At 65.5% G+C, this 25,386-nt stretch carries 16 protein-coding genes and 1 pseudogene; 7 read left to right on the plus strand and 10 right to left on the minus strand.

Annotation, left to right across the window (positions count from 1 at the left end; translation table 11 throughout):
* Window positions 1-151: 151 nt before the first annotated feature.
* From QW881_RS12545 to QW881_RS12565, 5 genes are all read left to right on the plus strand, one after another.
* On the plus strand, window positions 152-1,027 hold the full coding sequence (locus QW881_RS12545; protein WP_316158391.1) for a nitrilase family protein: 876 nt from the start codon (window positions 152-154) through the stop codon (window positions 1,025-1,027).
* Window positions 1,028-1,076: 49 nt separating this feature from the next.
* Window positions 1,077-2,237, plus strand: a complete 1,161-nt coding sequence (locus tag QW881_RS12550; protein WP_316158390.1) for a substrate-binding protein — start codon at window positions 1,077-1,079, stop codon at window positions 2,235-2,237.
* A gap of 62 nt (window positions 2,238-2,299) precedes the next feature.
* Window positions 2,300-3,136, plus strand: coding sequence for a branched-chain amino acid ABC transporter permease (locus tag QW881_RS12555; protein ID WP_315772549.1), 837 nt, complete (start codon window positions 2,300-2,302; stop codon window positions 3,134-3,136).
* Between the two features lie 34 nt (window positions 3,137-3,170).
* Window positions 3,171-4,946: a branched-chain amino acid ABC transporter ATP-binding protein/permease gene (locus QW881_RS12560; protein ID WP_316158389.1), complete on the plus strand. Its 1,776-nt coding sequence runs from the start codon at window positions 3,171-3,173 to the stop codon at window positions 4,944-4,946.
* Window positions 4,943-5,644: an ABC transporter ATP-binding protein gene (locus QW881_RS12565; RefSeq protein WP_315798063.1), complete on the plus strand. Its 702-nt coding sequence runs from the start codon at window positions 4,943-4,945 to the stop codon at window positions 5,642-5,644. Before QW881_RS12560 ends, QW881_RS12565 begins: the two co-directional genes overlap by 4 nt.
* On the opposite strand, the gene QW881_RS12570 is transcribed toward QW881_RS12565, so the two are convergent.
* The 6 genes from QW881_RS12570 to QW881_RS12595 all read right to left on the minus strand — a co-directional run bounded on the left by QW881_RS12570 (window position 5,641) and on the right by QW881_RS12595 (window position 17,383).
* A complete protein-coding gene (locus tag QW881_RS12570; protein WP_316158388.1) occupies window positions 5,641-8,763 on the minus strand; it encodes a CusA/CzcA family heavy metal efflux RND transporter in 3,123 nt (1,040 codons plus the stop codon). The genes QW881_RS12565 and QW881_RS12570 overlap by 4 nt on opposite strands.
* Window positions 8,764-8,805: 42 nt before the next feature.
* On the minus strand, window positions 8,806-10,044 hold the full coding sequence (locus QW881_RS12575) for an efflux RND transporter periplasmic adaptor subunit (protein ID WP_410052024.1): 1,239 nt from the start codon (window positions 10,042-10,044) through the stop codon (window positions 8,806-8,808).
* A gap of 869 nt (window positions 10,045-10,913) precedes the next feature.
* Window positions 10,914-11,096 carry a hypothetical protein gene (locus tag QW881_RS12580; RefSeq protein ID WP_316158385.1) on the minus strand — a complete coding sequence of 61 codons (183 nt, stop codon included), beginning with the start codon at window positions 11,094-11,096 and terminating at the stop codon, window positions 10,914-10,916.
* A 48-nt stretch (window positions 11,097-11,144) separates the two neighbouring features.
* Window positions 11,145-14,771, minus strand: a complete 3,627-nt coding sequence (locus tag QW881_RS12585; protein ID WP_315757700.1) for an error-prone DNA polymerase — start codon at window positions 14,769-14,771, stop codon at window positions 11,145-11,147.
* Between the two features lie 340 nt (window positions 14,772-15,111).
* Complete coding sequence (locus QW881_RS12590) at window positions 15,112-16,695, minus strand: DNA polymerase Y family protein (protein ID WP_316158384.1); 1,584 nt, start codon at window positions 16,693-16,695, stop codon at window positions 15,112-15,114.
* Window positions 16,595-17,383 (minus strand): DNA repair protein, encoded by a 789-nt coding sequence (locus QW881_RS12595; protein WP_316158383.1) that lies wholly within the window; start codon window positions 17,381-17,383, stop codon window positions 16,595-16,597. Before QW881_RS12595 ends, QW881_RS12590 begins: the two co-directional genes overlap by 101 nt.
* A 173-nt stretch (window positions 17,384-17,556) precedes the next feature.
* On the opposite strand from QW881_RS12595, the gene QW881_RS12600 reads away from it, so the two are divergent.
* Both QW881_RS12600 and QW881_RS12605 read left to right on the plus strand, forming a co-directional pair.
* A complete protein-coding gene (locus QW881_RS12600) occupies window positions 17,557-18,795 on the plus strand; it encodes a putative DNA modification/repair radical SAM protein (RefSeq protein ID WP_316158382.1) in 1,239 nt (412 codons plus the stop codon).
* 154 nt (window positions 18,796-18,949) lie between these two features.
* Window positions 18,950-20,434 (plus strand): annotated as a pseudogene (locus QW881_RS12605) (UdgX family uracil-DNA binding protein).
* Between the two features lie 18 nt (window positions 20,435-20,452).
* Here QW881_RS12605 and QW881_RS12610 read toward each other — a convergent pair.
* The 4 genes from QW881_RS12610 to QW881_RS12625 all read right to left on the minus strand — a co-directional run bounded on the left by QW881_RS12610 (window position 20,453) and on the right by QW881_RS12625 (window position 25,351).
* A complete protein-coding gene (locus QW881_RS12610) occupies window positions 20,453-21,193 on the minus strand; it encodes a methyltransferase domain-containing protein (RefSeq protein WP_315757705.1) in 741 nt (246 codons plus the stop codon).
* 41 nt (window positions 21,194-21,234) lie between these two features.
* Window positions 21,235-22,587, minus strand: coding sequence for a radical SAM protein (locus QW881_RS12615; protein WP_316158381.1), 1,353 nt, complete (start codon window positions 22,585-22,587; stop codon window positions 21,235-21,237).
* Window positions 22,588-22,757: 170 nt separating this feature from the next.
* Complete coding sequence (locus tag QW881_RS12620; protein WP_315757707.1) at window positions 22,758-24,548, minus strand: class I SAM-dependent methyltransferase; 1,791 nt, start codon at window positions 24,546-24,548, stop codon at window positions 22,758-22,760.
* Window positions 24,530-25,351, minus strand: coding sequence for a hypothetical protein (locus QW881_RS12625; protein WP_315757708.1), 822 nt, complete (start codon window positions 25,349-25,351; stop codon window positions 24,530-24,532). Before QW881_RS12625 ends, QW881_RS12620 begins: the two co-directional genes overlap by 19 nt.
* Between the last annotated feature and the right edge of the window lie 35 nt (window positions 25,352-25,386).

Consider the following 25,386-nt stretch of genomic DNA (forward strand, 5'->3'; position numbering starts at 1 on the left):
CTTGAGGCCATCGCGGACATCGGATGTCCGCCAATGGCCGGTCGGCCATTTCACATCAGGCTATGCAGCCCTCGCATTGCGCCGCAAGGCGCAGTCGGGGGCTTTTTGTTTGGCGCGCGCGGACCTCGCGAACGCAACGGAGACTCGTGCCTTGACGACGGATGACGACAGCAAAGTGCGGATCGCCTGCATCCAGATGCAGCCGATGGTCGGCGAGTTGGCAACCAACCTCGCCCACAGCCTCGATCTGATCCAACAGGCGGTGGCGCAAGGCGCCAAGCTCGTGGTGCTGCCCGAGCTCGCCTCCTCAGGCTACGTGTTCAAGTCGCGCGAAGAGGCCTTCGCCGCCTCCGAGACTATCCCTGGCGGTCCCGCCGTGACGGCCTGGAGCGAGATCGCGGCCGAGCACGGCCTGCATCTCGTGGCCGGGATCTGCGAGCGCGACGGCGCAAAGCTCTACAACAGCGCGGTGCTGATCGGGCCGAAGGGCTACATCGGCACGTTCCGCAAGGTGCATCTGTGGAACGAGGAGAACCTGTATTTCGAGCCCGGCAATCTCGGCTTCCCCGTCTACCACACCGAGATCGGCCGCATCGGCATGGCGATCTGCTACGATGGCTGGTTCCCGGAGAGCTATCGCCTCAACGCGCTGCAGGGCGCCGATATCGTCTGCGTGCCGACCAACTGGGTTCCGATCCCCGGCCAGGCGCCGGGCCGCGAGGCCATGGCCAACATTCTGGCGATGGCGGCGGCGCATTCCAACTCGATCTTCGTCGCCTGCGCTGACCGCGTCGGTGTCGAGCGCGGCCAGCCGTTCGAGGGCCAGAGCCTGATCGTCAGCTACACCGGCTGGCCCGTCGCCGGCCCCGCGAGCCGCGATAAGGAGGAGATCGTGATTGCCGACGTCGCGCTCGGCGAGGCCCGCCGCGCCCGCAACTGGAACGCCTTCAACCAGGTCCTGCGCGACCGCCGCTCCGACGTCTATGACGAGATGCTCGGCAGCGAGGTCAAACGGAGTTGGTACTGACTGCTTCACAACGACTTTTCAGCTTTCGACCATTCACGGAGGACAATCGATGACGTCGCGTTTGATCACCACCTCGCTGGCGCTCGCCCTTGCGGCGACGGCACTCTCCCCTGCTTTGGCCGCCGATCCGATCAAGATCGGCGTCCCCGTCGGCCTGTCCGGCGCCAACTCCGTCGTCGCTCCCTCGGTGGTGCAGTCGGCCGAGCTCGCAGTTGAGGAGATCAACGCCAAGGGCGGCGTGCTCGGCCGCAAGCTCGCGCTCGAGGTCGCCGATGACGCCTCGGGCGCCGCCGGCGCGCAGAAGGCATTCGACGCCCTGATCTTCCAGAAGAAGGTCAACGTGCTGATCTCGATGGAGACCAGTGCGGCCCGCAATGCCGGCCTGCCGATCGTCGCCCGCGGCAAGACGCCCTACATCTACACCTCGTTCTACGAGGGCAAGTCCTGCAGCCCCTATCTGTATGTCAACGCCTGGGTGCCGGACCAGCAGGTGCCGCCGATCGTCGACTACTTCAACAAGGAGAAGAAGGCCAAGAGCTACTTCCTGATCGGCTCCGACTACGCCTTCGGCCGCGGCATGCTCGGCTTCACCAAGAGCTACATCGAGAAGACCGGCGGCAAGGTGGTCGGCGAGGAATATCTGCCGATGGACGGCTCCGACTGGACCTCGATCATCTCCAAGCTGAAGGCATCGGGTGCGGACGCGCTGATCACCTCGACCGCGGGCGGCGCACCGAACGTGACCCTGACGAAGCAGTTGCGCGCCGCCGGCGTGAACCTGCCTTACGGCAACCTCGCCGTCGACGAGGGCACCGCCAAGGGCATGGGCGCTGATGCCGCCGGCATCTTCCTCTCCGCCTCCTACGTGACCGGCATCGACACGCCCGCCAACAAGACGTTCCTGGCGGCGATGGCCAAGAAGTTCGGCGCCGAGCTCAAGACGCCGAACGATCTCTCGGTCCCGGAATATGAGGCGGTCTACGCCTACAAGGCGGCGGTCGAGAAGGCCGGCAGCACCGACCAGGACAAGGTCCTGAAGGCGTTGGCCGAGGTCTCGGTCGACGGCCCGCGCGGCACGATCAAGATGGACAAGCAGCGCCATGCGCCGCTGACGATGTATCTCGGCCAGGTCCAGGCCGACGGCAGCGTGAAGGTGATCCAGAGCTTCCAGAACGTCGATCCCGGCGCGCAGTGCCCGGGCAAGTCCTGATCGCGTATGCTTCCGCGGGGCGGACGCGCGTCCGCCTCGCAACCTCTCGACTGGAAATGTCCATGCTGACCGTCGCCCTTGATGCCGTCACGACGGCCGCCATGCTCTTCATCATTGCCGCCGGCCTGCTGATCGTGTTCGGCGTCATGAAGATCATCAATTTCGCCCATGCCGCCTTTCTGACCGTCGGCGCCTATGCCGCGCTGGTCGGCACGCAGTTGAACCTGCCCTGGTTCCTGATCCTGCCGCTTGCCTTTGCTGCCGGCGCCGTCTGCGGCGGGGTCACCGAGGTCGTGATCGTGCGGCGGCTCTACAAGCGCCCGCTCGACGCGATCCTCGCCACCTGGGGACTCGGAATCGTTCTCGGACAGCTCATTACGTTGATGTTCGGCCGCGAGGTCCAGTTCGTGCAGGCGCCAATCTCAGGCACGATCCATCTGTTCGGGGCGGACTATTCGGCCTACCGGCTGGTGATGATCGTCGCGGCCATCATCGTCGGCCTGCTGTTCACCGCCCTGCTCAACGGGACGCGGCTCGGCCTGTCGACCAAGGCCGTGATCATGAACGAAATGCTGGCGCAGGGCCTCGGCGTCGATTCCTCGCGCGTCAGGCTCATCACCTTCGCGCTCGGCAGCGGGCTCGCTGCGCTTTCGGGCGCGCTGATCACGCCGCTGTCGAGCGTCGATCCGAACATGGGCGTCCCATGGCTGATCGGCGCGTTCATGCTGGTCATGGTGTCCGGCGGCTCGCTGCTGGCACTGGCCGGCTCCTGTGCCGTGCTCGGCACGCTGCAGGTGCTGGTCTCGACCTTTGTCAATCCGATCCTCGGCGGCCTTACCATTGCGATCTGCGCCGCCATCGTGCTGCGGATCCGCCCGGAGGGTTTTGCCCGTGCCTGATGCGCGCCCCCTCGCCTCTCCCGAGGCGCCCGCAATGAGCCGTGCGATGCCGCGCATGATCGTCCCGGTGGTGCTCGTGGCCATCGCGGCCGGCGTGATCGTCATCGCGCCACTGCTGCTCGATACCTACCTCGTGAACATCCTGGTGCGTGCCTGCTTCGTCGCCATCGCCGCCATTACCGTCGACATCATGTGGGGCTATTGCGGCACGCTGACCTTCGGCCAGTCCGCGTTCTTCGGCATCGGCGCCTATGCGCTCGCAATCATGTTCACCGAATATGGCTTCGGCACCTGGCAGGTGTGTGCAGCGATCGCCGCCGCGGTGACGATCGCTGCAGCTGTCGCAGCTTTCACTGGCTGGCTGTCGTTCTATCCCGGCTCGACACCGCTCTACGCCTCGGTGATCTCTCTGGTGGTGCCGATCGTGCTGGTGCAGATCCTCTATTCCGGCGGCACATTCACCGGCTCGTCCAGCGGCCTCGTCGGCTTCGAGAGCTTCGATCTGGAGATCGAGACCTGGCTGCGCCTCGCCGGTCTCGGGCTGCTTGCCACGGCCGTGCTGGCGCTCATCCTGATGCGCAGCGACACCGGGCGCCTGCTTGCAGCGCTGCGCGACAACGACGCGCGCTGCACCTATCTCGGCATCGACACCTCGCGGCTGCGCATCATCGCGCTCGTGCTGTCCGCAATCGTGTCTGCGCTCGCCGGCTTCTTCTACGCGGGCTTCGGCGGCGTCGCCGCGCCCGAGAACGCGAGCTTCGCCTTCGGAACCAACCTCGTGATCATGGTCGCGCTCGGCGGCCGCGGCACCGTGATCGGTCCGGTGATCGGCGCGCTTTGCATCGAGGTGGCGAGCGCCTACCTTGCCAATAGCCTCCCCTATGTGTGGGAGCTGATCGTCGGGCTTGCGCTGATCATCGTGATCCTTGTCTTCCCCGATGGCCTGCTCGGCGCTGTGATGCGCCTGTTCAAGCGCGGTGGTTCGGGACGGAGCACTGCGACGACGCTGCGCCCGGCCGCCGCCGCCACGACGGTCAGCAATCCGGACGCCGTTGCAATCGAAGTTCGCGCGCTCGGCAAGCATTATGGTAGTCTCGCAGTGCTGGACGGCGTGCAGTTCACGGCATATCGCGGCGAATTGCTGAGCCTCGTCGGTCCCAACGGGGCCGGCAAGACCACCTTGATCCGTTGCCTCTCCGACGGCCGCGAGCGCTCGACCGGCGACGTCGCGATCGCCGGCCATGACATCGTACGGCTGCCGCCGGATCGCGTCGTCCGTTTTGGTCTCGGGCGCAAGTTCCAGACGGCTTCGGTGTTCGAGACGCTGACCGTCGCAGAGTGCCTGCGCGTCGCGCGGACACACGCAGATCCTCCCGCACTGACGTCGCGCGCGATGATGCTGGCGCTGCCGCCTGCAGCCATGTCGGTCGTCGAACGCTCCGGGCTCAGCGAGCGGCTCGATGAGGAAGCGCGCAATCTGAGCCACGGGCTCAAGCAGGCACTCGAGCTCGCGATGGTGCTGTCGCTCGAGCCCGACGTGCTGCTGCTGGATGAGCCAACCGCCGGACTGACGCGCGCGGAACGGCAGAGCTTCGCCGACATCCTCACCGCCCTCGCCCGCCGCGACCGGCTCTGCATCCTCCTGGTCGAGCACGATCTCGATTTCGTCCGCGAGATCTCCTCGCGCATCATCGTGCTGCACCAGGGGCGCCTCGCGCTCGACGGCTCGGTCGACGAGGTCGTGAACAGCGATCTGGTGCGTGAAATATACACCGGACAGCATGTCCTGCATGCGGAGACCCTCGCATGAGCAGCGTCCTGGAAGTCAGCGATCTGGCGAGCGGCTACGGCTCGTCGGAGGTGATCAGCAATGTCGGTTTTGCGCTCGGCAAAGCCGAAACCCTCGCCATCGTCGGCAAGAACGGCATGGGCAAGACCTCGCTGCTCAAGGCCATCGTCGGCTTCCTGCCGGCCTGGCGCGGCCGAGTGAAACTTGCAGGCAAGGACGTGACGCGGGTGGCGCCGCATCTGAAGCGGAAGATGGGGCTGGTCTATGTTCCCCAGGAACATGCGCTGTTCCAGGACCTGTCGGTGCGCGACAATCTCAGACTTGGCGTGCTCACGGACGATGACATGAGCGCGCGTTTCGAGCAGGTCGGCGGCTGGTTTCCGGTGCTGACCAAGCGGCTGAGCCAGAGGGCCGGCACGCTGTCCGGCGGCGAGCAGAAGATGCTGATCGTGGCGCGCGCGCTGATGGCGAAGCCCGACGTACTGCTGCTCGACGAGGTCACGGAAGGTCTGCAGCCCTCCGTCGTCGATCGGCTGTCCGAGGTGCTGGTGCGGGTCCGACGCGAGATCGGCACCTCGATGATCGTGGTCGAGCAGCATCTGCCGTTCGCGCTTTCGATCAGCGACAGATACCTCGTGTTCAAGCGCGGCGAGATCGTCGATGCCGCCGCGGTCGATCGTGACTCCGCCGCGCGCATCGACGAGCACATGCGCATCTAGCGGACCCGTCGCCGCGAGAACAGCGAGATCAGGACCGGCAGCGTGATGAGGATGACCACCGGCGCCAGCATCATGCCGGTGACCACGACGATCGCAAGCGGCTTCTGCACCTGCGAGCCGATGCCGGTCGACACCGCGGCCGGCATCAGGCCGATGCCGGCGACGACGCAGGTCATCAGCACCGGACGAAGCTGCAATTCGCCGGTGCGGATGACCGCCTCGATGCGGTCGACGCCCTCGTCGATCAGCTGGTTGAACTGCGACAGGATGATGATGCCGTCCATCACGGCGATGCCGAACAGCGCGATGAAGCCGATCGCGGCCGACACGCTGAACGGGATGCCCGTCAAAACGAGGCCGACGACGCCGCCGAAGATCGCCATCGGGATCACGCTCATGGCCAGCAAGGTATCGGCCATCGAGCCGAAATTGAACCAGAGGAGCACGCCGATCAGAGCGAGGCTGATCGGCACCACGATCGACAACCGTTTGATTGCATCCTGCAGATTGCCGAACTCGCCGACCCACTCGACGCGTGAGCCCGGCGGCAACTGCACCTGCTCGGCGACCTTCTGCTGCGCCTCCTGGATCGCACTGCCGAGATCACGCTCGCGCACCGAGAACTTGATCGGCAGATAGCGCTCCTGCTGCTCGCGATAGATATAGGCCGCGCCCGAGACCAGCTTGATGGTCGCGACCTCGCTCAGCGGAATCTGGGTGATGCCGTTCGGCCCCTGCGCGCCGATGCGCAAATTCTCGATCGCCTCCGCGCTCTTGCGATATTCCGGCGCCAGACGAACGATGATCGGGAAATGCCGGTCGCTGCCCGGCTCGTAGAGATCTCCCGCAGTGTCACCGCCGATCGCCACCTTGATGGTGGCGTTGATGTCACCGGGCGCCAGCCCGTAGCGCGCAGCCTTGGCCCGATCGATGTCGATCTGGACCGTCGGCTGTCCGAGCGAGGTGAACACCGCAAGGTCGGTGACGCCCTGCACGGTGGACAGGACCTGCTTGATCTTGTTGGCGGTGTCCGTCAGTGCCTGCAGATCATTGCCATAGAGCTTGATCGAGTTCTCGCCCTTCACGCCGGACACGGCTTCCGAGACGTTGTCCTGCAGATATTGCGAAAAGTTGAACTCGACACCGGGAAAGCGGTCGTCGAGCTGCTTCAGCAGCTCCGCAGTGAGCTGGTCCTTGTCCTTGGTGCCGGGCCAGTCCTTGACCGGCTTCAGCGGCGCGAAGAACTCGGCATTGAAGAAGCCCGCGGCATCGGTGCCGTCGTCGGGACGGCCGTGCTGCGAGACCACCGCATCGACCTCGGGCCGCGCGCGGATGATCTTGCGCATCTCGTTGACGTAGGCGTTGCCTTCCTGCAGCGAGATCGTCGGCGGCAGGGTCGCACGGATCCAGAGATTGCCCTCCTCCAGCTTGGGCAGGAATTCCAGGCCCAGCAGTCGGCCGACCACCACCGTCAACAATACGAGGCCGATCGCGCCGGTCATCACCAGGTTGCGATTGCCGACAGCCCAGCGCAGCGCCGGCGAATAGATTGCATGCAGCAGCCGCATCAGGCGCGTCTCGGTCTCCTCGACATGCGCCGGAAGGATGATCGCACTGAGCGCGGGCGTGACCGTGAAGGTCGCGAGCAGACCGCCGGCGAGCGCATAGGCATAGGTGCGCGCCATCGGCCCGAAGATGTTGCCCTCGACGCCGCTCAGGGTGAACAGCGGCAGGAACGCGGCGATGATGATGGCCGCGGCAAAGAAGATCGAGCGCGACACGTCCGCCGCGGCCGACAGGATCGCGTGGCCCTTCATGCCCATCATCGTCTCCGGCGAGATGTGGCTCTCCTCGGCGGCGGATAACGGCGTGGTCTGCGTCAGCCGGCGGAAGATCGCCTCGACCATGATGACGGTGGCATCGACGATCAGGCCGAAATCGATTGCACCGACCGACAGCAGGTTGGCGGACTCGCCGCGCAGCACCAGGATGATGACGGCAAAGAACAGCGCGAACGGAATGGTGGCGCCGACGATCAGCGCGCTGCGCAGATTGCCCAGGAAGATCCACTGCAGCAGCACGATCAGGCCGATGCCGACCACCATGTTGTGGAGGACGGTGTGGGTCGTGGTGTCGATCAGGTCCTTGCGGTCGTAGATGCGCTCGATGCGCACGCCCGGCGGCAGGATCGTCGAATTGTTGATCTGATCGACCAGTTGCTCGACGCGGGCGATCGTCGGCGAGCTCTGCTCGCCGCGCCGCATCAGCACGATGCCCTGGACGATGTCGTCGTTGTCGTTGAGGCCGGCGATGCCGAGCCGCGGCTTCTCCGCCACCGTGACGTTGGCGACGTCCTTCACCAGCACCGGGTTGCCGCCGCTCTGCGACACCATGGTGTTGGCGAGATCGTCCATCGAGCGGATCAGGCCGACACCGCGCACGACCGCCGACTGCGTGCCGATCTCGACCGTGTTGCCGCCGACGTTGATGTTGGAGTTGCCGACCGCCTGCAAGAGCTGCGGCAGGGTCAGGCCGTTCGCGACGAGCTTGTTGAAGTCGACCTGGATCTCATAAGTCTTGGTCTTGCCGCCCCAGCCGGTGACGTCGATGACGCCAGGCACCGCGCGGAAGCGGCGCTGCAGCACCCAGTCCTGCAAGGTCTTGAGGTCGAGCACGCTGTAGCCCGGCGGACCGCGCAAGCGATAGCGATAGATTTCGCCGACCGCGCTGAGCGGTGAGATCTGCGGCGTGACGTTGCCCGGCAGCGGCGACAGTTGCGACAGGCGATTCAGCACCTGCTGCAAGGCTTCATCGTAGGTGTAGTCGAACGAGAACTGCAGCTTGACGTCGGACAGGCCGTACAGCGAGATCGTGCGGATGGTGCGCAGGTTCTTGATGCCCGCGACCTGGGTCTCGATCGGGATCGTGATGTAGCGCTCGATCTCCTCGGCCGAGAGGCCGGGGCTCTGCGTCACGATGTCGACCATCGGCGGGGTCGGATCTGGATAGGCCTCGATGTTGAGCTGGCGGAATGCGATCAGACCTCCGATCAGGACGGCGACGAACATTCCGACCATCAGGAAGCGCCGCTGAACGGCGATGGCGACGAGACGGTCCATTCAGATCGGCACTTTCAGGAAGGCAGGCAGAAGAAGCGCATGTCAGCTGCCCGAGGCTGCGCGATCGATGAACAGGCTGCCCTTGGTGACGATCTGCTCGCCGGCGCTCAGATTGCTTTCGACCGCGACCAGATCGCCATTGATCAAACCGGTCTTGATCTTGCGCAGCTCGATCGACTTGTCGGGGCGGGCGACCCAGACGCGGACCTGATTGCCTTCGTAGATCAGCGCCTGCCGGGGCACCGCGACCGCGGGCTGTTCGCCTGGCGAATAGATCGTCACGTTGGCGAACATCTCCGGCTTCAGCAGGCCATCCTTGTTGTCGATGGTGGCGCGGACCAGGAGCCGCCGTGTCGCCGGGTCGATCGATGCGGCGACGTAGTTGATGCTGGCCTTGAGCGGCCGGCCGGGCAGCGCCAGCACGTTGACGAGAATCTCCTCGCCGACGTTCACCAGCGCCGCATCGCTCTCGCGGACGAAGGCCGTCAGCCAGACGGTGGAGAGATCACCGATCACGAATACCGGGTCGCTCGCACCGGAATTGACATATTGTCCAGGGCCGACCTTGCGCTGCACGACCGTGCCGGCGATCGGCGAGTAGATGGTGATCTCGCGATCGATCACGCCCTTGCTCTGGAAATCGGTGATCGCGGCCTCGGTGAAGCCGAGGATGCGCAGCTTGTTGCGCGCGGCCTCCAGCGCCGTTTGTGACGACCGCATGTCATTCTGAGCCTGAACGGAGGTCGCCTCCGCCTGCTGGAAATCCTTCAGCGGGATCGCCCGGCCTTCGAACAGGTCCTTGGCGCGCTTGTACTGGATGTCGGCGAGGTCGAGGGCGGACTTCGCCTTGTTCATCGCGCTGATGGCGGCGATGAAATCGTTCTGCGCCTGCACGGTGTCGGCGGCCTCGATCACGAACAGCGGCTGGCCCTGGCGCACGGTTTCGCCGGGACGGGCGAGCAGCTTGGTGACACGGCCGGCATAGGGCGAGAAGACCGGTGTCGAACGATCCTCGTCGACGGCAACCTTGCCCTCGGTAATATGCTCGGCACGAAATATCTTCTCGCACACCGGCTCGATCGTCAGCGTCGACCATTCCGCCGCCGATGGCGTGAAGCTGGTGCCGTTGCGTTTGGACTGGCTGGAGAGCTCGATATTGTCCTTCGCAGCCGTTCCCGACCGGACCTGCACGTAGCCATAGCCGCCCGCGCCGACCATCGCCAGGGCAGCAAGGCCGATCAGCAGCCGCTTGGTGCTGAGCATCTGCGGAGATGGGTTCATGTCAGACGCCATGGCTGGTCAGATCGGCTCGCTTGATCGGTCGACGATTCCGGCTCTGGCGGTCTCATCGTTGCGCTAATAGTGCGGAACTGGAGCTTTAAACAACCTAAAAATCGCCCAACTCGCCTCTGTTTTGCTTTAAAAATTTGAAAGTTGAACGACAGCCGTTCAGCCTGCATTCAGCTGGTTCTGGGCAATCGCGGTTTCACCGCGACGCACCATGGACGCATCGAGCGCGCGGCGGATCGCCGTAACGGTGTTGCCAGTCTGTAGGCCAACCTCCGCGGGTACGCGCCTACTCCAGCCTGACGCCCATGCTCCGGATTTGCGTTCCAGCTCGGACGGGCTCGCAACGTTGCGCGTGTCCGCAAAAATCGAGTCATGGTTTTCAAGGCCCTGCGATGGGTGACGGTCCATCGTGCGATCATCCGTTGCAGCTTCGATCCGTTGACTGTGACACGCACATGAAGACGTCGTCTCGCGGCGCGGATGCGCCCGAGTCTTGCCGATCGTTTCACCCTCTCGTGAAGAGGGCGCAGGGAAGGCCAGGCGCCGGCTGACGCCTGCGGCCCGCCTGCGAGAAAAATGCAGGCGGCAGGTACCACAGGTGCAGCCGAGAACGCCCGGCCTTCCCTGCGCGATGGTTTTCACGTTTACTGCGTACTCTCCCCGGTGTCCGGCTTTTAGCCACCGTCGCCGGCGGGATCATCACCCGCGGACTTGGCGCCAGCATCGGGGCGCCAGGACCATACGCCTTCACGTCCGCAAGCCTGCCGTTCGTCCGCGCAAGGCCTCGCCCCACGCTGCGGCATCTCACAGCCATCGCTCCCCGCCCCGCGTGTCGTGACGATCGCGCGCAACGCCCCTCTTCAGGGAGCGGGATGCGCGGAATAGAGCATAATTTCTGAAAAAAAGAAAGTAGAATTTTGGGCGCGCACGTCGAAATTTCTGGAACTCTGAATCGCGTCGCTGCGCTCCCAGATAACGGCGGGTATCGTACCGCGGCCGGTGGGCACGTCGCGACGCGCGATGCGCGCCGCGTCTTTGTCCACCCTACGAGATCACGTTTAACTGCAACGTCGCGACCTATTCGCTGACCCTCAATGAAAATCCCGCGACCGCGGCAGGATGCGGACGTTGCGGGGGTGGCTGACGCGCTGGGAGGGAGTGTCGAGGTGATCGCGGCGGTCGTCGTTGAGCGGCTCGGCGGGCATCGGGCCGTGCGGCACGACACCGAGACGATCGTTCGACAACAAGGCGAGATCGGCGCTGCGGTCAACCAGGCGCTCGGCGACGAGATGCACGACCTTCTCGGGGCTGCTCTGGATGCGGCCTTCGACCAGCACGAGGCGCGCGCCCATCACCTCCTTGCGGAAGGTCTCCATCACCTTCGGCCACACCACGATGTTGGCGATGCCGGTCTCGTCCTCCAGGGTCATGAACACGACGCCCTTGGCGCTGCCCGGCCGCTGCCGCACCAGCACCACGCCGGCGCAACGGACGCGACGGCGGTCGTTGGCGTGGTTGACGTCGCGGCAGGCCAGCACGCCTTCCGTAGCGAAGCGCTGGCGCAGGAACTCCATCGGGTGGCCCTTCAACGACAGGCGGATGGTCTGATAGTCCGCGACCACGTGCTCCGGCAGCGGCATCTCGGGCAGCGGCTTGGCACCCTCGTCCGGCTGCTCGCGGGCGATCGCGGCCTCGAACAGCGGCAGCGGCACATCGTCGGGCAGCCGGCGCACAGCCCAGAGCGCGGCACGACGGTCGAGCCCGAGCGAGCGGAACGCATCGGCATCGGCCAGCAGCAGCAGCGCGCGCTTGGGCAGAGCGGTGTCGCGGGCGAAGTCTTCCAGCGAGGTGAAGGGCCCGCGGGCGCGCGCCTTGATGATGCGGTCGGCCCAGTCGTCGTCCTGGAGAAAGATGCCGGCCTGTCCCTCGCTGTCATTCCTGGGCAACGCGACAGCGTCGAGCGCTCGAAACGTATCAACGGCTTGTGAGTAAAGAACGCCTCCTTCCGCAGCGTCATTCCGGGGCGCCCGGAGGGCGAGCCCGGAATCTCGAGATTCCGGGTTCGATGCCCCGGTCAAAACAGCTTCGCTGTTTTGACTCGTCGCATCGCCCCGGAATGACGGTGGGGAGAGAGCTTGCGCATCATCCTGCAATGACAATGCGGAAGCGACTTGTGCCTCGCTCCGCATCGCCTCCGACAATCGCTTGATCCGCTCCTCGTCGCGGTCGATCCAGCGGAAACCGTCGATCTGGCGGAAGCCAAGGCGGACGGCGCAGTATTTGCTACCCATTTCTTCCAGCGTGTTGTCGGCGAAGCTGTGGGACACGTCGATGTTCCGGATCTCGACGCCATTCTTGCGGGCGTCGCCGACGATCTGCGCCGGTGCGTAGAAGCCCATCGGCTGCGAGTTGAGCAATGCGCAGCAGAACGCGTCGGGATGGAAGCATTTCAGCCAGGACGAGACATAGACGAGCTGGGCGAAGCTCGCGGCATGGCTTTCCGGAAAGCCGTAGGAGCCAAACCCCTTGATCTGGTCGAAGCAGCTCTTGGCAAAGGCCGGATCGTAGCCGCGCGCGATCATGTTGCCGACCATCTTCTCCTCGTAGGAGCCGATGGTGCCGACGTTGCGGAACGTCGCCATTGCGCGGCGCAGGCCGTTGGCTTCCTCCGACGAGAACTTTGCGGCCTCGATCGCGATCCGCATCGCCTGCTCCTGGAACAGCGGCACGCCGAGCGTCTTGTGCAGCACCTTGTAAAGCTCGTCTTTCGGGCCGTTTGCCGGCGAGGGATAGCTGACCTTTTCGAGACCGTTGCGGCGCCGCAGATACGGATGGACCATGTCGCCCTGGATTGGTCCGGGCCGGACGATCGCGACCTCGATAACGAGGTCGTAGAAGGTGCGCGGCTTCAGCCGCGGCAGCATGTTCATCTGCGCCCGGCTCTCGACCTGGAACACGCCGAGCGACTCGCCCCGCTGCAGCATTTGGTAGACTTCGTTGTCATCCTCCGACCGGATATCGGAAAGCACGTATCGCTGGCCCTTGTGATCGGCGATCAGGTCGAAGCATTTGCGGATGCAGGTCAGCATGCCCAGCGCCAGCACGTCGACCTTCATCATGCTGAGCGCGTCGACGTCGTCCTTGTCCCATTCGATGAAGGTGCGATCGTCCATCGCGGCATTGCCGATCGGCACGTAGCTGTCGAGCCGGTCCTGGGTCAGCACGTAGCCGCCGACATGCTGTGACAGGTGCCGCGGAAAGGTGATCAGCTCCGATGCCAGCTCCACGGCGCGGCGGATCATCGGATTGGTTGGATCGAGCCCGGCCTGGCGCACCTGCATGTCGGAGAGGCCATCGCCCCAGCTGCCCCACACGGTGTCGGCGAGCACCGACGTGACGTCCTCGGTCAGCCCCAGCGCCTTGCCGACGTCGCGGATGGCGCTGCGCGGGCGATAATGGATGACGGTGGCGATGATCGCCGCGCGGTGCCGGCCGTAGCGGCGATAGACATATTGCATCACCTCCTCGCGTCGCGAATGCTCGAAATCGACGTCGATGTCGGGCGGCTCCAGCCGCTCCTTGGAGATGAAGCGCTCGAACAGCAGATCGATCTTGGTCGGATCGACCGAGGTGATGCCGAGCACGTAGCACACGGCCGAGTTCGCCGCTGAGCCGCGGCCCTGGCACAGGATGCCCTGGCTGCGGGCGTAGCGGACGATGTCGTGAACCGTGAGGAAATAATGCGCGTAGTTGAGCTCGGCGATCAGCGCCAGCTCTTTTTTGAGGACCGCGCACAGTCTGTCGTCGAGGTCGTCGCCGAAATAGGTCTTGGCACCGGCCCAGGTCAGGTCCTCCAGATGCCCCTGCGCGGTCTTGCCGGGCGGCACCGGCTCATCGGGATATTGATATTTGAGCTGGTCGAGCGAGAAGACGATGCGGTCGGTGAAGCGGATGGTCTCGGTCACAGCGTCGGGGTGGTCACGGAACAGCCGCGCCATCTCGTGTCCCGGCTTGAGATGGCGCTCGGCATTGGCCTGCAGTCTTCGGCCGATGGTCTCGATCGTGCTCTTCTCACGGATGCAGGTCAGCACGTCCTGCAGCATCCGTTGCTGGGGATGATGATACAGCACGTCGTTGGTGGCGATCAGCGGCACCTTGACCGATGCGGCGAGACGCGCCAGCCGCGCCAGCCGGCGGCGGTCGTCGCCGCGATAGAGTAGGCTTGCGGCAAGCCACACGCCCTCGGCCGGGCTGTCCTTCAGGCGCGCCAGGGTTTGAGTAAGGACGGCCTCGTCGAAACGATGCGGCGGCATCAAGACCAAGAGCTGGCCTTCGATGAACGCGAACAGATCATCGAAGCTCAGGCGGCAATCGCCCTTGGCGACCTTGTCGGCGTCGCTGCCACGCTTGCCGCGGGTGAGCAACTGGCACAGCCGGCCGTAGGCGGCGCGGTCGCGCGGATAGACCAGGAGGTCCGGCGTGCCGCAGCTGAACACCAGCCGCGCACCATAGAGCAGCTTCGGCTTGTAGCTCAGCCTGTCATTATTCAGCTCGCTATAGGCGCGCACGATGCCGGCCAACGTGTTGTGATCGGCGATGCCGATGGCTTCGAGGCCGTACGCGGCGGCCTGATGCACATAGTCCTGCGGATGCGACCCGCCCTGCAGGAACGAGAAGTTGGTGGTGATGCCGATCTCGGCATAGGCAACCGGTGTCATGGCGCGACCGCGCAGGCTGTTTCCGTGACAGCGCGTTGCCCGCCTCCTGCAGGTGATTTGTCCCAACGCACCGGCTTGCACAGCTGCCCACCCTCCCCTGGAGGGGGAGGGTCGACACGCGCAGAGCGCGCGGCGGGGTGGGGTGAGCCCAGCAACCAGTTGTCATTGCGCCAGCTCTTCTCAGCTGCCGGTAAGTTGGCCTCGAGGACAACGGGCAGCGCAAACGCGGATGGTCTGTCACCCCACCCCGGCTCGCATGCACGCATGCGAGCCGACCCTCCCCCTCCAGGGGAGGGTGAGCAGCGAGGTCGGCGCGGGATGTGTGCCATCTTCCCCACCCTCATGCGAACAGACCGTGCATGTACCAGGCGGGCTGCACGGGCGGGCCCTGCTGCTGATCGAGCTCGCGGTCATACAACCCGTCGCGGTAGAGCCAGAAGCGCAGGCCGTGCTCGTCCTCGACGCGGAAATAGTCGCGCGTGAGGCCCTGCCCGCCCGGCCGCCACCATTCCATGGCGATGCGCTCCGGGCCTTCGGCGCGCACCACCGCATGCGCGGCACGGCGCCAGACGAAGCGCGCGGGCGGGCCGTCCGGCACCCCGGCGATCACCTGGATCACTTCGGGGCGCGCGAACAGCCGCAGAGGGCGCAGCGGCGGCTCGCCGTCGCTGCGCTCGGGCCACTCGGCCGCGCTCGAAGCCGCCAGACTTTGCTGCGCCGGCAACGGCAGCGCTGCGCGCTCCGGGATGTGGGTGTCGACCGGCAGATGCACGACCACACGCTTGCCGCCGATGCGCGCGGCGATGCGGTCGATCAGCGCCGACAGCTCGTCATTGTCGTGGACATGGGCGTCGAGATCGCGCTGCTGCTGCACCACGATCTCGCTGCGGCTCGCCGACAGCCGGATCATGTCGAAGCCGAAGCCGGGATCGAGCGGATCATTCAGGGCGTCGAGCCGCTCGCGGAACAGACGGTCGATGATTGCGGCCTCGGTGACCGGCTGGCCGGTGTCGACCGCGATGACGCGCACCAGGCCGTCGGTGCGGAAGAAGCAGGCCTCGAGCCGCCGCGCGCCCTTGCCCTGCTGTGCCATCGCCGCCACCAGCATCGCGGCGAGACTGGAGAGACTGGTCGCGATCACCGTGTCGGTCGCGACCGGCTCGGCGAAGCGCTTGTCGACGATGTAGTCCGGCGGGACTTTTCGCGGGCTGATCGGCGCATCGGCCTCGCCCAGCGCCTGGGCCAGCACGCGGGTGAAGGCGACACCGAACCGCGCCGTGATCTCGTTGCGGCCGCGCGACGCGACATCGCCGATCGTCTTGAGGCCGGCGCGGCGCAGGCCGAGCGTGATCGCCTCGCTGCCGCCAAGGGCTGCCACCGGCAGCGGCGCGACCGCGGCCGCCTCCTCGCCGTCAGGCACGATGCGGCCATGCACCTGCCGGTTCAGCGTGCGCGCACACACGGCGTTGGAGGCGATCGCCGCCGACACGGTGAGGCCGTGCGCGGTCAGCGCATCGCAGAGCGACCGCATCAGTTTGGCTTCGCCGCCGAACAGATGCACGCAGCCGGTGATGTCGAGCGAAAGCCCATGCGGCGGATCCAGCGCGACCAGCGGCGTGAAGCGGTCGCACCAGTCGGCGATGTCTTCGAGCATCTTGGCGTCAGCCGCGAGGTCGACCTCGTGGACGACGAGGTCGGGACAGACCGCGCGGGCGTTCGCCAGCGGCTGGCCGAGGCTGACGCCATGGCACGCCGCCGCCTCGTCCAGCGCATGGATCAAGAGCGCATTGGCGTCCTTGATGACGACGACCTGCGGCAGGTCGTCACGCCGATCGGCGGAGCAGTTTCGCTTGATCCGATCGATGGGCAGGCGCGGCAGCCACAGGCTGAGGATCCGCCGCCGGTTCGCTGAAACGGCACGCATCGGGGCTCCACTCCATGATCCATCGTCCGGTCTGGCCGTGACGGTTGCGAATGAGCTCGGCGTCGAGACGCGGCGCGCCCCAGGCCATCCAGGGCGCCGAGGGCAGCGACCGCGCGGTGCGGACGATCCAGCGCGTCTCGGCGGTCGAAGGTTCGGGTGTGGCTGCAATGCGCAACACGAGCGCGGTCACGCCGGACTCCTGCGCGGCCAGGGTCAGCTTGCGGCTGGCGACGAGATCGAGCTTTTGCGTCTCGCCCCACACCTCCAGCATCACCCCGCCCAGCGCATCGCAGGCGAGCGCGTCGGCCGCGGTGCGCAAGCCGTGATCGAGATCGGGCGCCCGCACGATCACGATGCGGCGCGGGTCGAGGCCAAGCTCGGCGAGTCCGCTCATCGACAGCGCGCCCATCTCGCGCTCGGCGAAATCCTGCCGGATCCAGATCAGCGGGCGGCGCGCCGCGACGCGCGCGGCGAGCCCGCACAGGAAGCCGGTCGCGGCCGCCGCCTGACGGCCGGTCTCGGCGAACACCTCGTGCAGCGCGCCGGTAGCCAGCCCGCCCTGCAGCACGGCGTCGGCCTCGTCATGACCGAGCGCGACCCGGCGCAGATCATGTGCGCCATCTCCCGCCTCGAGACGGGTAATGCGGCCGCGCAGACGCGCGAGCGTATCCATGCGTGCGCCGGTCATCCGTCGCCGCTCCTCTTCCATCCATCGTGCGGGCGCTGCCGTTGTTGCAGTTGAACCCACGACGGCCCTCTTTGTTCATGATACGTTCTAATATAAAGCTAACGCCTTCGAGAGAGTCAATCGGGATTGCCCCGGATGTGATTCAGCGAATGGAATCAAAGGGATTCAAAGGTATGGAGCTGCTCCGCAAGCTGGAGATCCTGGCCGATGCCGCCAAGTACGACGCGTCCTGCGCCTCCAGCGGTACCGAGATGCGGGATTCCCGCGACGGCAAGGGTCTCGGCTCGACCGCGCCCGGCATGGGCATCTGCCACTCCTATGCGCCGGACGGCCGCTGCATCTCGCTGCTCAAGGTTCTGCTGACCAACGCCTGCAACTACGACTGCCTGTATTGCGTCAACCGCGCCTCCTCCAACGTGCCGCGCGCGCGCTTCACGGTCGACGAGGTGGTGAAGCTCACCATCGATTTCTATCGCCGCAACTACATCGAGGGTCTGTTCCTGTCGTCCGGCATCATCCGCAGCCCGGACTACACGATGGAGCAGGTCGTGAGCGTCGCGCGCAAATTGCGCGAGGAGCATCGCTTCCGCGGCTACATTCATCTGAAGACGATTCCGGAGGCTGACGAGGCGCTGATCGCCGCGGCCGGCAAATATGCCGACCGGCTCAGCATCAACATCGAGATGCCGCTGGAAGCGAGCCTGACACAGCTCGCCCCGGAGAAGGACCAGCGCGCGATCCGCCGCACCATGGGCCGGCTTCGGCTCAAGCTCGACGAAACCGCGGAAGCCAAGAAGACGGTGTGGAAGGCGCGGCCGCCGCGCTTCGCGCCGGCCGGCCAGAGCACGCAGATGATCGTCGGCGCCGACGAGGCCAACGACCGCACCATCCTGTCGACCTCGGCCAATCTCTACGGCGCCTACAAGCTCAAGCGCGTCTATTATTCCGCCTTCAGCCCGATCCCCGATGCCAGCCGTGCCTTGCCGCTGCAGGCGCCACCGCTGGTGCGCGAGCACCGGCTGTACCAGGCCGACTGGCTGATGCGGTTCTACGGCTTCGACGCCGATGAAATCGTCGAGGAAGGCGAAGGCATGCTGCCGCTCGACATCGACCCCAAGCTCGCCTGGGCGCTGCGCCACCGCGACCGCTTCCCGCTCGACATCAACACGGCCAGCCGCGAGGAGCTGTTGCGCGTGCCCGGCTTCGGCACCCGCACCGTGCAGCGCATCCTCGCGACCCGCCGCACCACCACGATCCGCTTTGCGGATCTCGCCCAGCTCAACGTCATCAGGAACAAGGCGCTGCCGTTCATCGTTCTTTCCGACCACCGGCCACAGCCGTCCCTGCTCGACGGCGCCAGCCTCAGAGCCCGGCTGCGGCCCAAACCGCAGCAGCTGGGATTTGGATTCTAATTGAACGTCGTGGCGAAGAACGAAGCCAGGAAGCAGCCGTCATTCCGGGGCGATGCGAAGCATCGAACCCGGAATCTCGAGATTCCGGGTTCGCCCCTGCGAGGCGCCCCGGAATGACGGCGGCGGCTTTGCTCGCAATGACGAGAGAGGTGAAATGCACGTCGTAACCCTCGACAGCGACACTGATTTCGACGGCTGGCGTCAGGCGGCGCGGGCGTTGGCGATGAACGACGTCAAGCCGGCCGATGTCAGCTGGCGCGTCAAGGGCGCAGCGCCCGACCTGTTCGACGATCAGGCCGACACGCAGCTTCCCGAGGTGCCAAAGGGCGCGTTCTCAGTGCCGGCGAGCTTCATGGAGCTCGCCGAGAGCGCGATTCTGCACAATGATCCCAACCGCTTCGCCCTGCTCTACCGGCTGCTGTGGCGTCTGCGGACCAACCACGATCTCATGGAGATCGCGACCGATCCTGATGTCGCGCAGGCCAACGCGCTGGCGCGAGCGGTGCGGCGCGACGTCCACAAGATGCATGCCTTCGTCCGCTTCCGCGAGGTCGGCCGCGAGCGCGAGGCGCGCTACGTCGCCTGGTTCGAGCCGGAGCACCACATCGTCGAGCGCGCTGCGCCGTTCTTCGCCCGCCGCTTCGCCGACATGCCGTGGTCGATCCTGACACCCGAACTCTGTGCGCATTGGGACGGCAGCCGCGTCAGCTTCACGCCCGGCGTGAGCAAGGCTGACGCGCCGTCGGAGGACCGGCTCGAAGAGCTGTGGCTGCGCTATTACGCCAGCATTTTCAATCCGGCACGGCTGAAAGTGAAGGCGATGGAAAAGGAGATGCCGAAGAAATATTGGCAGAACCTGCCCGAGGCGAAGCTGATCCAGCCGCTGATCACGGCCGCCTCCCAGCGCACCACGGAGATGATCGCCGAGCCCGGCACCTCACCGCACAAGCCGCAGAAACGCGTCGAGTAGAGCGAGATGACCCGCAAGCTAATCACACACGCGCATGCTGCTGAGACCTCACGTGATGTCGAGTCCACCGATCTCGAGACCTTGCGTGAAGAAGCCGCCGGCTGCCGCGCCTGCCCGCTGTGGAAGGACGCCACGCAAACCGTGTTCGGCGAAGGCCCCGCGCATGCGCCGCTGATGCTGGTCGGCGAGCAGCCCGGCGACAAGGAGGACCTCACCGGCCATCCCTTCGTCGGTCCCGCCGGCCAGATACTCGACCGCGCGCTGGCCGAGGCCGGCATCGACCGCAGCAAGGTCTACGTCACGAATGCAGTGAAGCACTTCAAGTTCGTGCCCCGCGGCAAGATCCGGCTGCACCAGAAGCCGAACACGCCGGAGATCAAGGCCTGCCGGCAATGGTACGAGCGCGAGCTGGCCGCCGTCCGTCCGGCCTTGGTGGTCGCGCTCGGTGCCACCGCGGCGCAAAGCGTGTTCGGCAGGATCACACCGGTCAACAAGAGCCGCGGCCATGTCGTCGACCTGCCCGACGGCCCCAAGGCGATGGTGACGGTGCACCCGTCCTACCTGCTGCGGCTGCCGGATGCCGACGCCAAGGCCCGCGAATATCAGCGCTTCGTCGAAGACCTGAAGATCGCCGCCGCCGCGATCAAGCGCGCCGCGCACGCGGCGTGAGGCTGCCCCAACCGGCCCTTACTTGATCGCCAGGAAGCCCTCGAAGCAGACGTGCTTGTAGATCGTCATCGTGTCCACGAATCCGGCCCGCCGCAGCATGTCGAGATTGCCCTGGGTCGAGAACGGTTCCAGCACGCCCTTGAGGCTGCTGGCCTTGCCCAGCACCTCGTCCGGCGAGTAGCCGTTGTCCAGCTTGTAGTCGATATAGACCGACGTCATGATGTCCTGGAACCTCGCGTCCGGCGCCCTGACCTTCTCGAAGAACAGGAACGCGCCTCCCCAATTGAGCGACCGATAGATCGCATCGATCAGGGTCTGGCGATAGCGCGGCGGTACGAACTGCACGGTGTAGTACGACACGATGAAGTCGCTCGCCTCGTAGCCGACCTCGCAGGCATCGGCCGCCAGGTATTCCACGTTCGCCACATCCCTGCTGTGCGCCCGCGCGTAATCGATCATGGCCCGCTCGGTATCGATGCCGATCCAGCGCGTGCCGTGCGGATGGCGCTTGGCGAGTTGCCGCAGCAGCGTCCCCGTCGACGTTCCGATTTCATAGGCGACGGAATCCCGCTTCACGAAGAAATCGCTGACCTGCTCGACCAGCTTGTGGCCGGCTTCGTAGTTCGGAACCGACCTCGCGACGTGGAGATCGAAGTGCTGAGGCGTGTCGCCGCCGAAGCTCCAGCCGGCACGCGCGGCGCGGATGCCGTCACCGGTCGCGTTGTCCCGCTCGAGGGTTGCTTGCCCGGACACAACCATGACGTTTCCTCCCTGGTCGACGACGTGTTGAAACTCCCGATCTAACCGTATTGAAGCGCGCGCTCCGTCACTTTCGGCGACAACGCGTCCTTGACGGCCGGACTGAAGAACAGCGACAGCATCTCATCCTCGAACAGCCGGCCGAGCTCCGAAAGCCGCAGCCCCGCATGGCCGTCGCCGTCGCGATACGCTTCCAGGGCGCCGACGCTGCTCAGCCTGGCAACGAGCTTGTCATAATGGGCGGACAGCTCCCGGTTGTCGGCGCGCATGGCGCGGCGATCGGCATCCTCGACCCGGCCGGTCCGGAGCCCTGTGGCATAGGACGTCGCCAGCAATTCCTGCCGGTCGACGGCGCGCCCTGCCGTGATCGGACTGTTGCCAGCCAGGACGGTTTCGACATAGGCGTGCACGTCGGGAACATTGCGGAGGACGTAGCCGCTCTTCGCAGCCCCGGCACTGACATGCGAATACGCGCCCGCACCGATCCCGAGAAGATCCCGTGACGGCGAGGTCCGGATCGTCTTGAACGGGTCGGCATAGCGGCGCGCGCGCACGAAGCGGTTGCCGTCGGTCAGGTCATATCCGAGCGCCGCCATCTCCTGCCAGATCAGCATGCGTCCGAACAAGGTCGCGAACTCGCTCTCGAAGCTCGCCTGCTTCAGGTCGGATTTGAGCCAGTGTCCCTGGGGGCGATCGGCAAACCGAGCGTGATACCAGGTGAGGTGCGGAGGCCGGATCTCGGCGACCATCGCCAAATTGTTCCAGGTCTCGGACGGCGACCCCTTGTACAACCCCTGGATCAGGTCGAGATTCCAGTTCTCGAAAATGTCGGCGACGATCGAGCACGCGAGAAGTGGAACGTCCCGCTTGTAGCCGCGCGCGGCATATTTGAGCACGGTATCGTCGAACGATTGCACGCCGAAACTAAGGCGCGTGACGCCCTGCTGCTTCAGAGAGCGCAGCTTCTGCTCTCCCTCGGGCGCGGTGATCGTGAGCGGGCTGCCCTCGATGCAGATCTCGGCGCCGGGCCGCACGTCGAACGTATCGCGGATCGTCGCGATCAGATCCGTCAATGCGTCCTCATCGAGAACGAGCGGTGTGCCGCCCCCGATATAGATCGACGACACCACCGTTCCGGATCGGCACAGCTGCGGCTCCCAGGCCGCCAGCTCGCGCTTGAGCGCATCGAGGTAGCGAACGACCTTGTCGTCGTCCGTGGCGGACTTGCTGTTCCGTCCGGCGTAGTGCTCGACCGTATAGTGACAGAACGTGCAGCGCGTCTCGCAGAACGCGATGTGCACGTAGAGGCTGATCTCGCGGCCCCAGTCGATCCCCCGCTCCAGGCAGGACGGATCGAGCGGCGTCAGCGAGTTGATCGGCGGATAGATGGCCACCGAATGCGAGCCGCCCAGGACCGTCCGGCTGATCCCCACGCCGGCTGCGTGGAGCGCGGGAAGGACGAGCGGAATTCCAAGCCGATGCAACGACGCGCGGGCTCGTTCGAAGGCGGTTTCTTGCGATCGCATATGAGCACCTCGAGCAATCACCTCAATGAAAACGAACGTCAATTTCGTTGCGCAATGATCGTCAGGTAAACGTCGGCACGCGTATCCGGATTCTCGTCCTGTCTGTACGTCACGTCGAAGGGATTGATCAGCCGCGGCATGTATTGCTTGCGCCACAGCGTGGCGTTCTCGCCCACCAGCGACGGCACGATCTGCCCCCATATGCGCTCGGTCACGATCGTCAGCTCCGGCTGCGCGAAGGCTTCGCGCATCCAGGCATAGATCCTGGCGTACTGCACCCAGGGCTGCGCCAGGGCCGACAGCTGCAGCTGGACCAGCCGATGCGTCGCCGCGATGCGGCCTCCGGGACGGACGACCCTGGCCATTTCCCTGACCATGACGGGTCCCATCCCGAGCTCCCATATGCCGCCGGTCCACTCGTTGACGGCAGCGTCGGCGGTGGCGTCGGGCAGCGGAATACGCTGCGCGAGGCCGGGACGAAATTGCAGATTGGTGATGTCCCGTTCGCATGCGAAGCGACGAGCCCGATCACTCAGACAGCGGAACATCTCGATGGAGATGACCAGTCCGTCCCTGCCGACGGCGGGCGAAAGCCGCCTCGCAACGCGACCGAGGCCGCCGCACACGTCGACCACGATGCTGCCGGACTGGAGCTTCAGCAGCTCCGGATGATTGGGCAGCAGGTCATCCCCGGCGCGGACCAGCTTGTCTTCGACTTCGGGCGTCTGGCTCCAGCTATTGTCGTTCTCGCAAGACTTGAGTAGAGGCAGGCGCCAGCGCAGATATGACCGCCGAAAACGATCGGCGAGTTCGAGACCAGGACCGGACGGCAGACTCGTCGCCGTGTTTCCGAGCAGCACCTCATCGCTCGGCAGGTTCTCGATCAGAACATCTCCGAACTCGTTCTCGATGATGCTCAACGCGTCGAAGACGCGGGCAAAGTCGTCGTCGCCGGCATCGCCATCCGGCCATAGCGTCCGCACGTCCAGAACGAGCCTGAGGCCGGAGATGAACCTGGATGCTGCCCAGCCGAGCATCCGGCTTCGCGCAGCCTCGTCGCAGATCGATTGATCCGGCGCCATCAGCACATGCACGGGAATGCAGGCCCGGACGATCTCGTCGAGCCCTGCGATCGGACGATCGGGGACGGGCCAGGCCACGTCCTCGACAGTCACTGACGCGCCGAGATGCAGCAGCGACTGGCGCAATTGGTGATCGGCGACCAGATCGCACGTCTGTACCACCGTCTGGTGCATCCGCAATGCACCGCCCTGCCGCAACCTTGCCAGTCGATCGAAGCATTTGCGATGGTCCGACAACCTCGAGCAACGCAGCAGAACTTCCGGGGGAAGCGGCTCGGCGCTCAGGCGCTCGGTCAGCTGCTCGATCGATTCCAGAGTATCCAGATCGACGACAATGGATCGGCGCAGCATCGGCTCGCGCATCTGCCATGCCTTGCGCCGAAGAAGCGCGAGCTGTTGCGCCGATGGCGTTTCAGCCGAGGTGACATGCATGAAGCCCTGGCCGTGCAGGGACGCCAGCATCTTGTCGATCATCCCTTGATCGTCATATTGCGCCCGCAGCGCGGCGAGCCTGATCGGCCGCGGCATCAGCGTCGTCACGAAATCGAGCAGACCATCGCCGGGCGGCACGACCATCCCCGCATCGAAATGGCCGTGGCTCAACAAATGATGGCCCGAAACTGTAGCGTCCACCACCTCGACGGCCGGATCCAGCATGACGAAGGTATCGTCTGACAGACGGCCGGGAAGGCTGTCGGGAGCAGAACGCAAGGGCTTTTCAAGCGGTCTCATGGGATTGGCGCCCATTCGATGCGCGACTGAACTGAACGGTCGGTGCAGCCCTCCATCGTCAGGATGTTTCCCGATGCTAGCCCGTCCGCCACGCTCGTCAGGACGCCCAATTCCATCAGCGATCCGACCACGGCCTGCACGTCGTCACGCGAGAGATCGCGCATTTCCAGAGCCAACTCGTCAACGGTCCGCGGCGTGCCGAGCAGGTCGAACGTCCGGGCCCCCCGCTCCGACAGTTCGGCATATTCATGCGCCAGCTCGGGCCCCGGGAAATACACCAGCCAATGGCGCGACGAGGCCTCGAGATCGTCGGACGGATCGAACTCGAATGGGTCCTCGATCCAGGGCGTGAGATCGCAGGATGACGAAACCACGACCGCAGCCGGATTGCGACGGACGCGAGCCGCCTCACCCTCGCTGCGCGCCGCCACGCCCGCGTGGCGGGCCGCGTCGACGGGCCACGCCGGCGGCGCCGACCGGCCGAGCCTGCGCGCCAAGGCGATCGTCGCGTCATCAATCGCCATGACATCCTGATGGGCGCGGGACGCAAATTCCGGAAGCCTGGTCAGATAGGCGACGAAGCCAGCCGCACAGCGCCAGAAATTCGGTCCGTCGTCCGGATAGCCGGTCGATCTGACGAAATCCTCAGCCACAATATCGACGTCGCGACCGCTCATGTTCAGAAGGCGGCGTGTCAGCGGCACCAGATCGAGCGCCCCCAACGCATTCCTGACGAGTCCGCGCCGGTACATGCCGATATTGGCGTTCGTGGCCTCCGGCGTGCCCGCGTAGTCGGTGACGATCGCTCTCTCCTCCACAGAGAGGCCATCCGGATCTGCGGTTCGGGCGTCGG

The organism is Bradyrhizobium sp. SZCCHNS3016 (assembly GCF_032484535.1).
In the GTDB taxonomy this organism is placed as follows: Bacteria; Pseudomonadota; Alphaproteobacteria; order Rhizobiales; family Xanthobacteraceae; genus Bradyrhizobium.

Excerpts from the sequence above, each read along its gene's own strand:
- QW881_RS12565 (WP_315798063.1), top strand. The coding sequence starts at position 4,943 with ATGAGCAGCGTCCTGGAAGTCAGCGATCTGGCGAGCGGCTACGGCTCG.
- QW881_RS12590 (WP_316158384.1), bottom strand. The coding sequence starts at position 16,695 with ATGCGTGCCGTTTCAGCGAACCGGCGGCGGATCCTCAGCCTGTGGCTG.
- QW881_RS12620 (WP_315757707.1), bottom strand. The coding sequence starts at position 24,548 with ATGGGCGCCAATCCCATGAGACCGCTTGAAAAGCCCTTGCGTTCTGCT.
- QW881_RS12600 (WP_316158382.1), top strand. The coding sequence starts at position 17,557 with ATGGAGCTGCTCCGCAAGCTGGAGATCCTGGCCGATGCCGCCAAGTAC.
- QW881_RS12610 (WP_315757705.1), bottom strand. The coding sequence starts at position 21,193 with ATGGTTGTGTCCGGGCAAGCAACCCTCGAGCGGGACAACGCGACCGGT.
- QW881_RS12550 (WP_316158390.1), top strand. The coding sequence starts at position 1,077 with ATGACGTCGCGTTTGATCACCACCTCGCTGGCGCTCGCCCTTGCGGCG.
- QW881_RS12570 (WP_316158388.1), bottom strand. The coding sequence starts at position 8,763 with ATGGACCGTCTCGTCGCCATCGCCGTTCAGCGGCGCTTCCTGATGGTC.
- QW881_RS12595 (WP_316158383.1), bottom strand. The coding sequence starts at position 17,383 with ATGACCGGCGCACGCATGGATACGCTCGCGCGTCTGCGCGGCCGCATT.
- QW881_RS12560 (WP_316158389.1), top strand. The coding sequence starts at position 3,171 with ATGAGCCGTGCGATGCCGCGCATGATCGTCCCGGTGGTGCTCGTGGCC.
- QW881_RS12575 (WP_410052024.1), bottom strand. The coding sequence starts at position 10,044 with ATGAACCCATCTCCGCAGATGCTCAGCACCAAGCGGCTGCTGATCGGC.
- QW881_RS12555 (WP_315772549.1), top strand. The coding sequence starts at position 2,300 with ATGCTGACCGTCGCCCTTGATGCCGTCACGACGGCCGCCATGCTCTTC.
- QW881_RS12585 (WP_315757700.1), bottom strand. The coding sequence starts at position 14,771 with ATGACACCGGTTGCCTATGCCGAGATCGGCATCACCACCAACTTCTCG.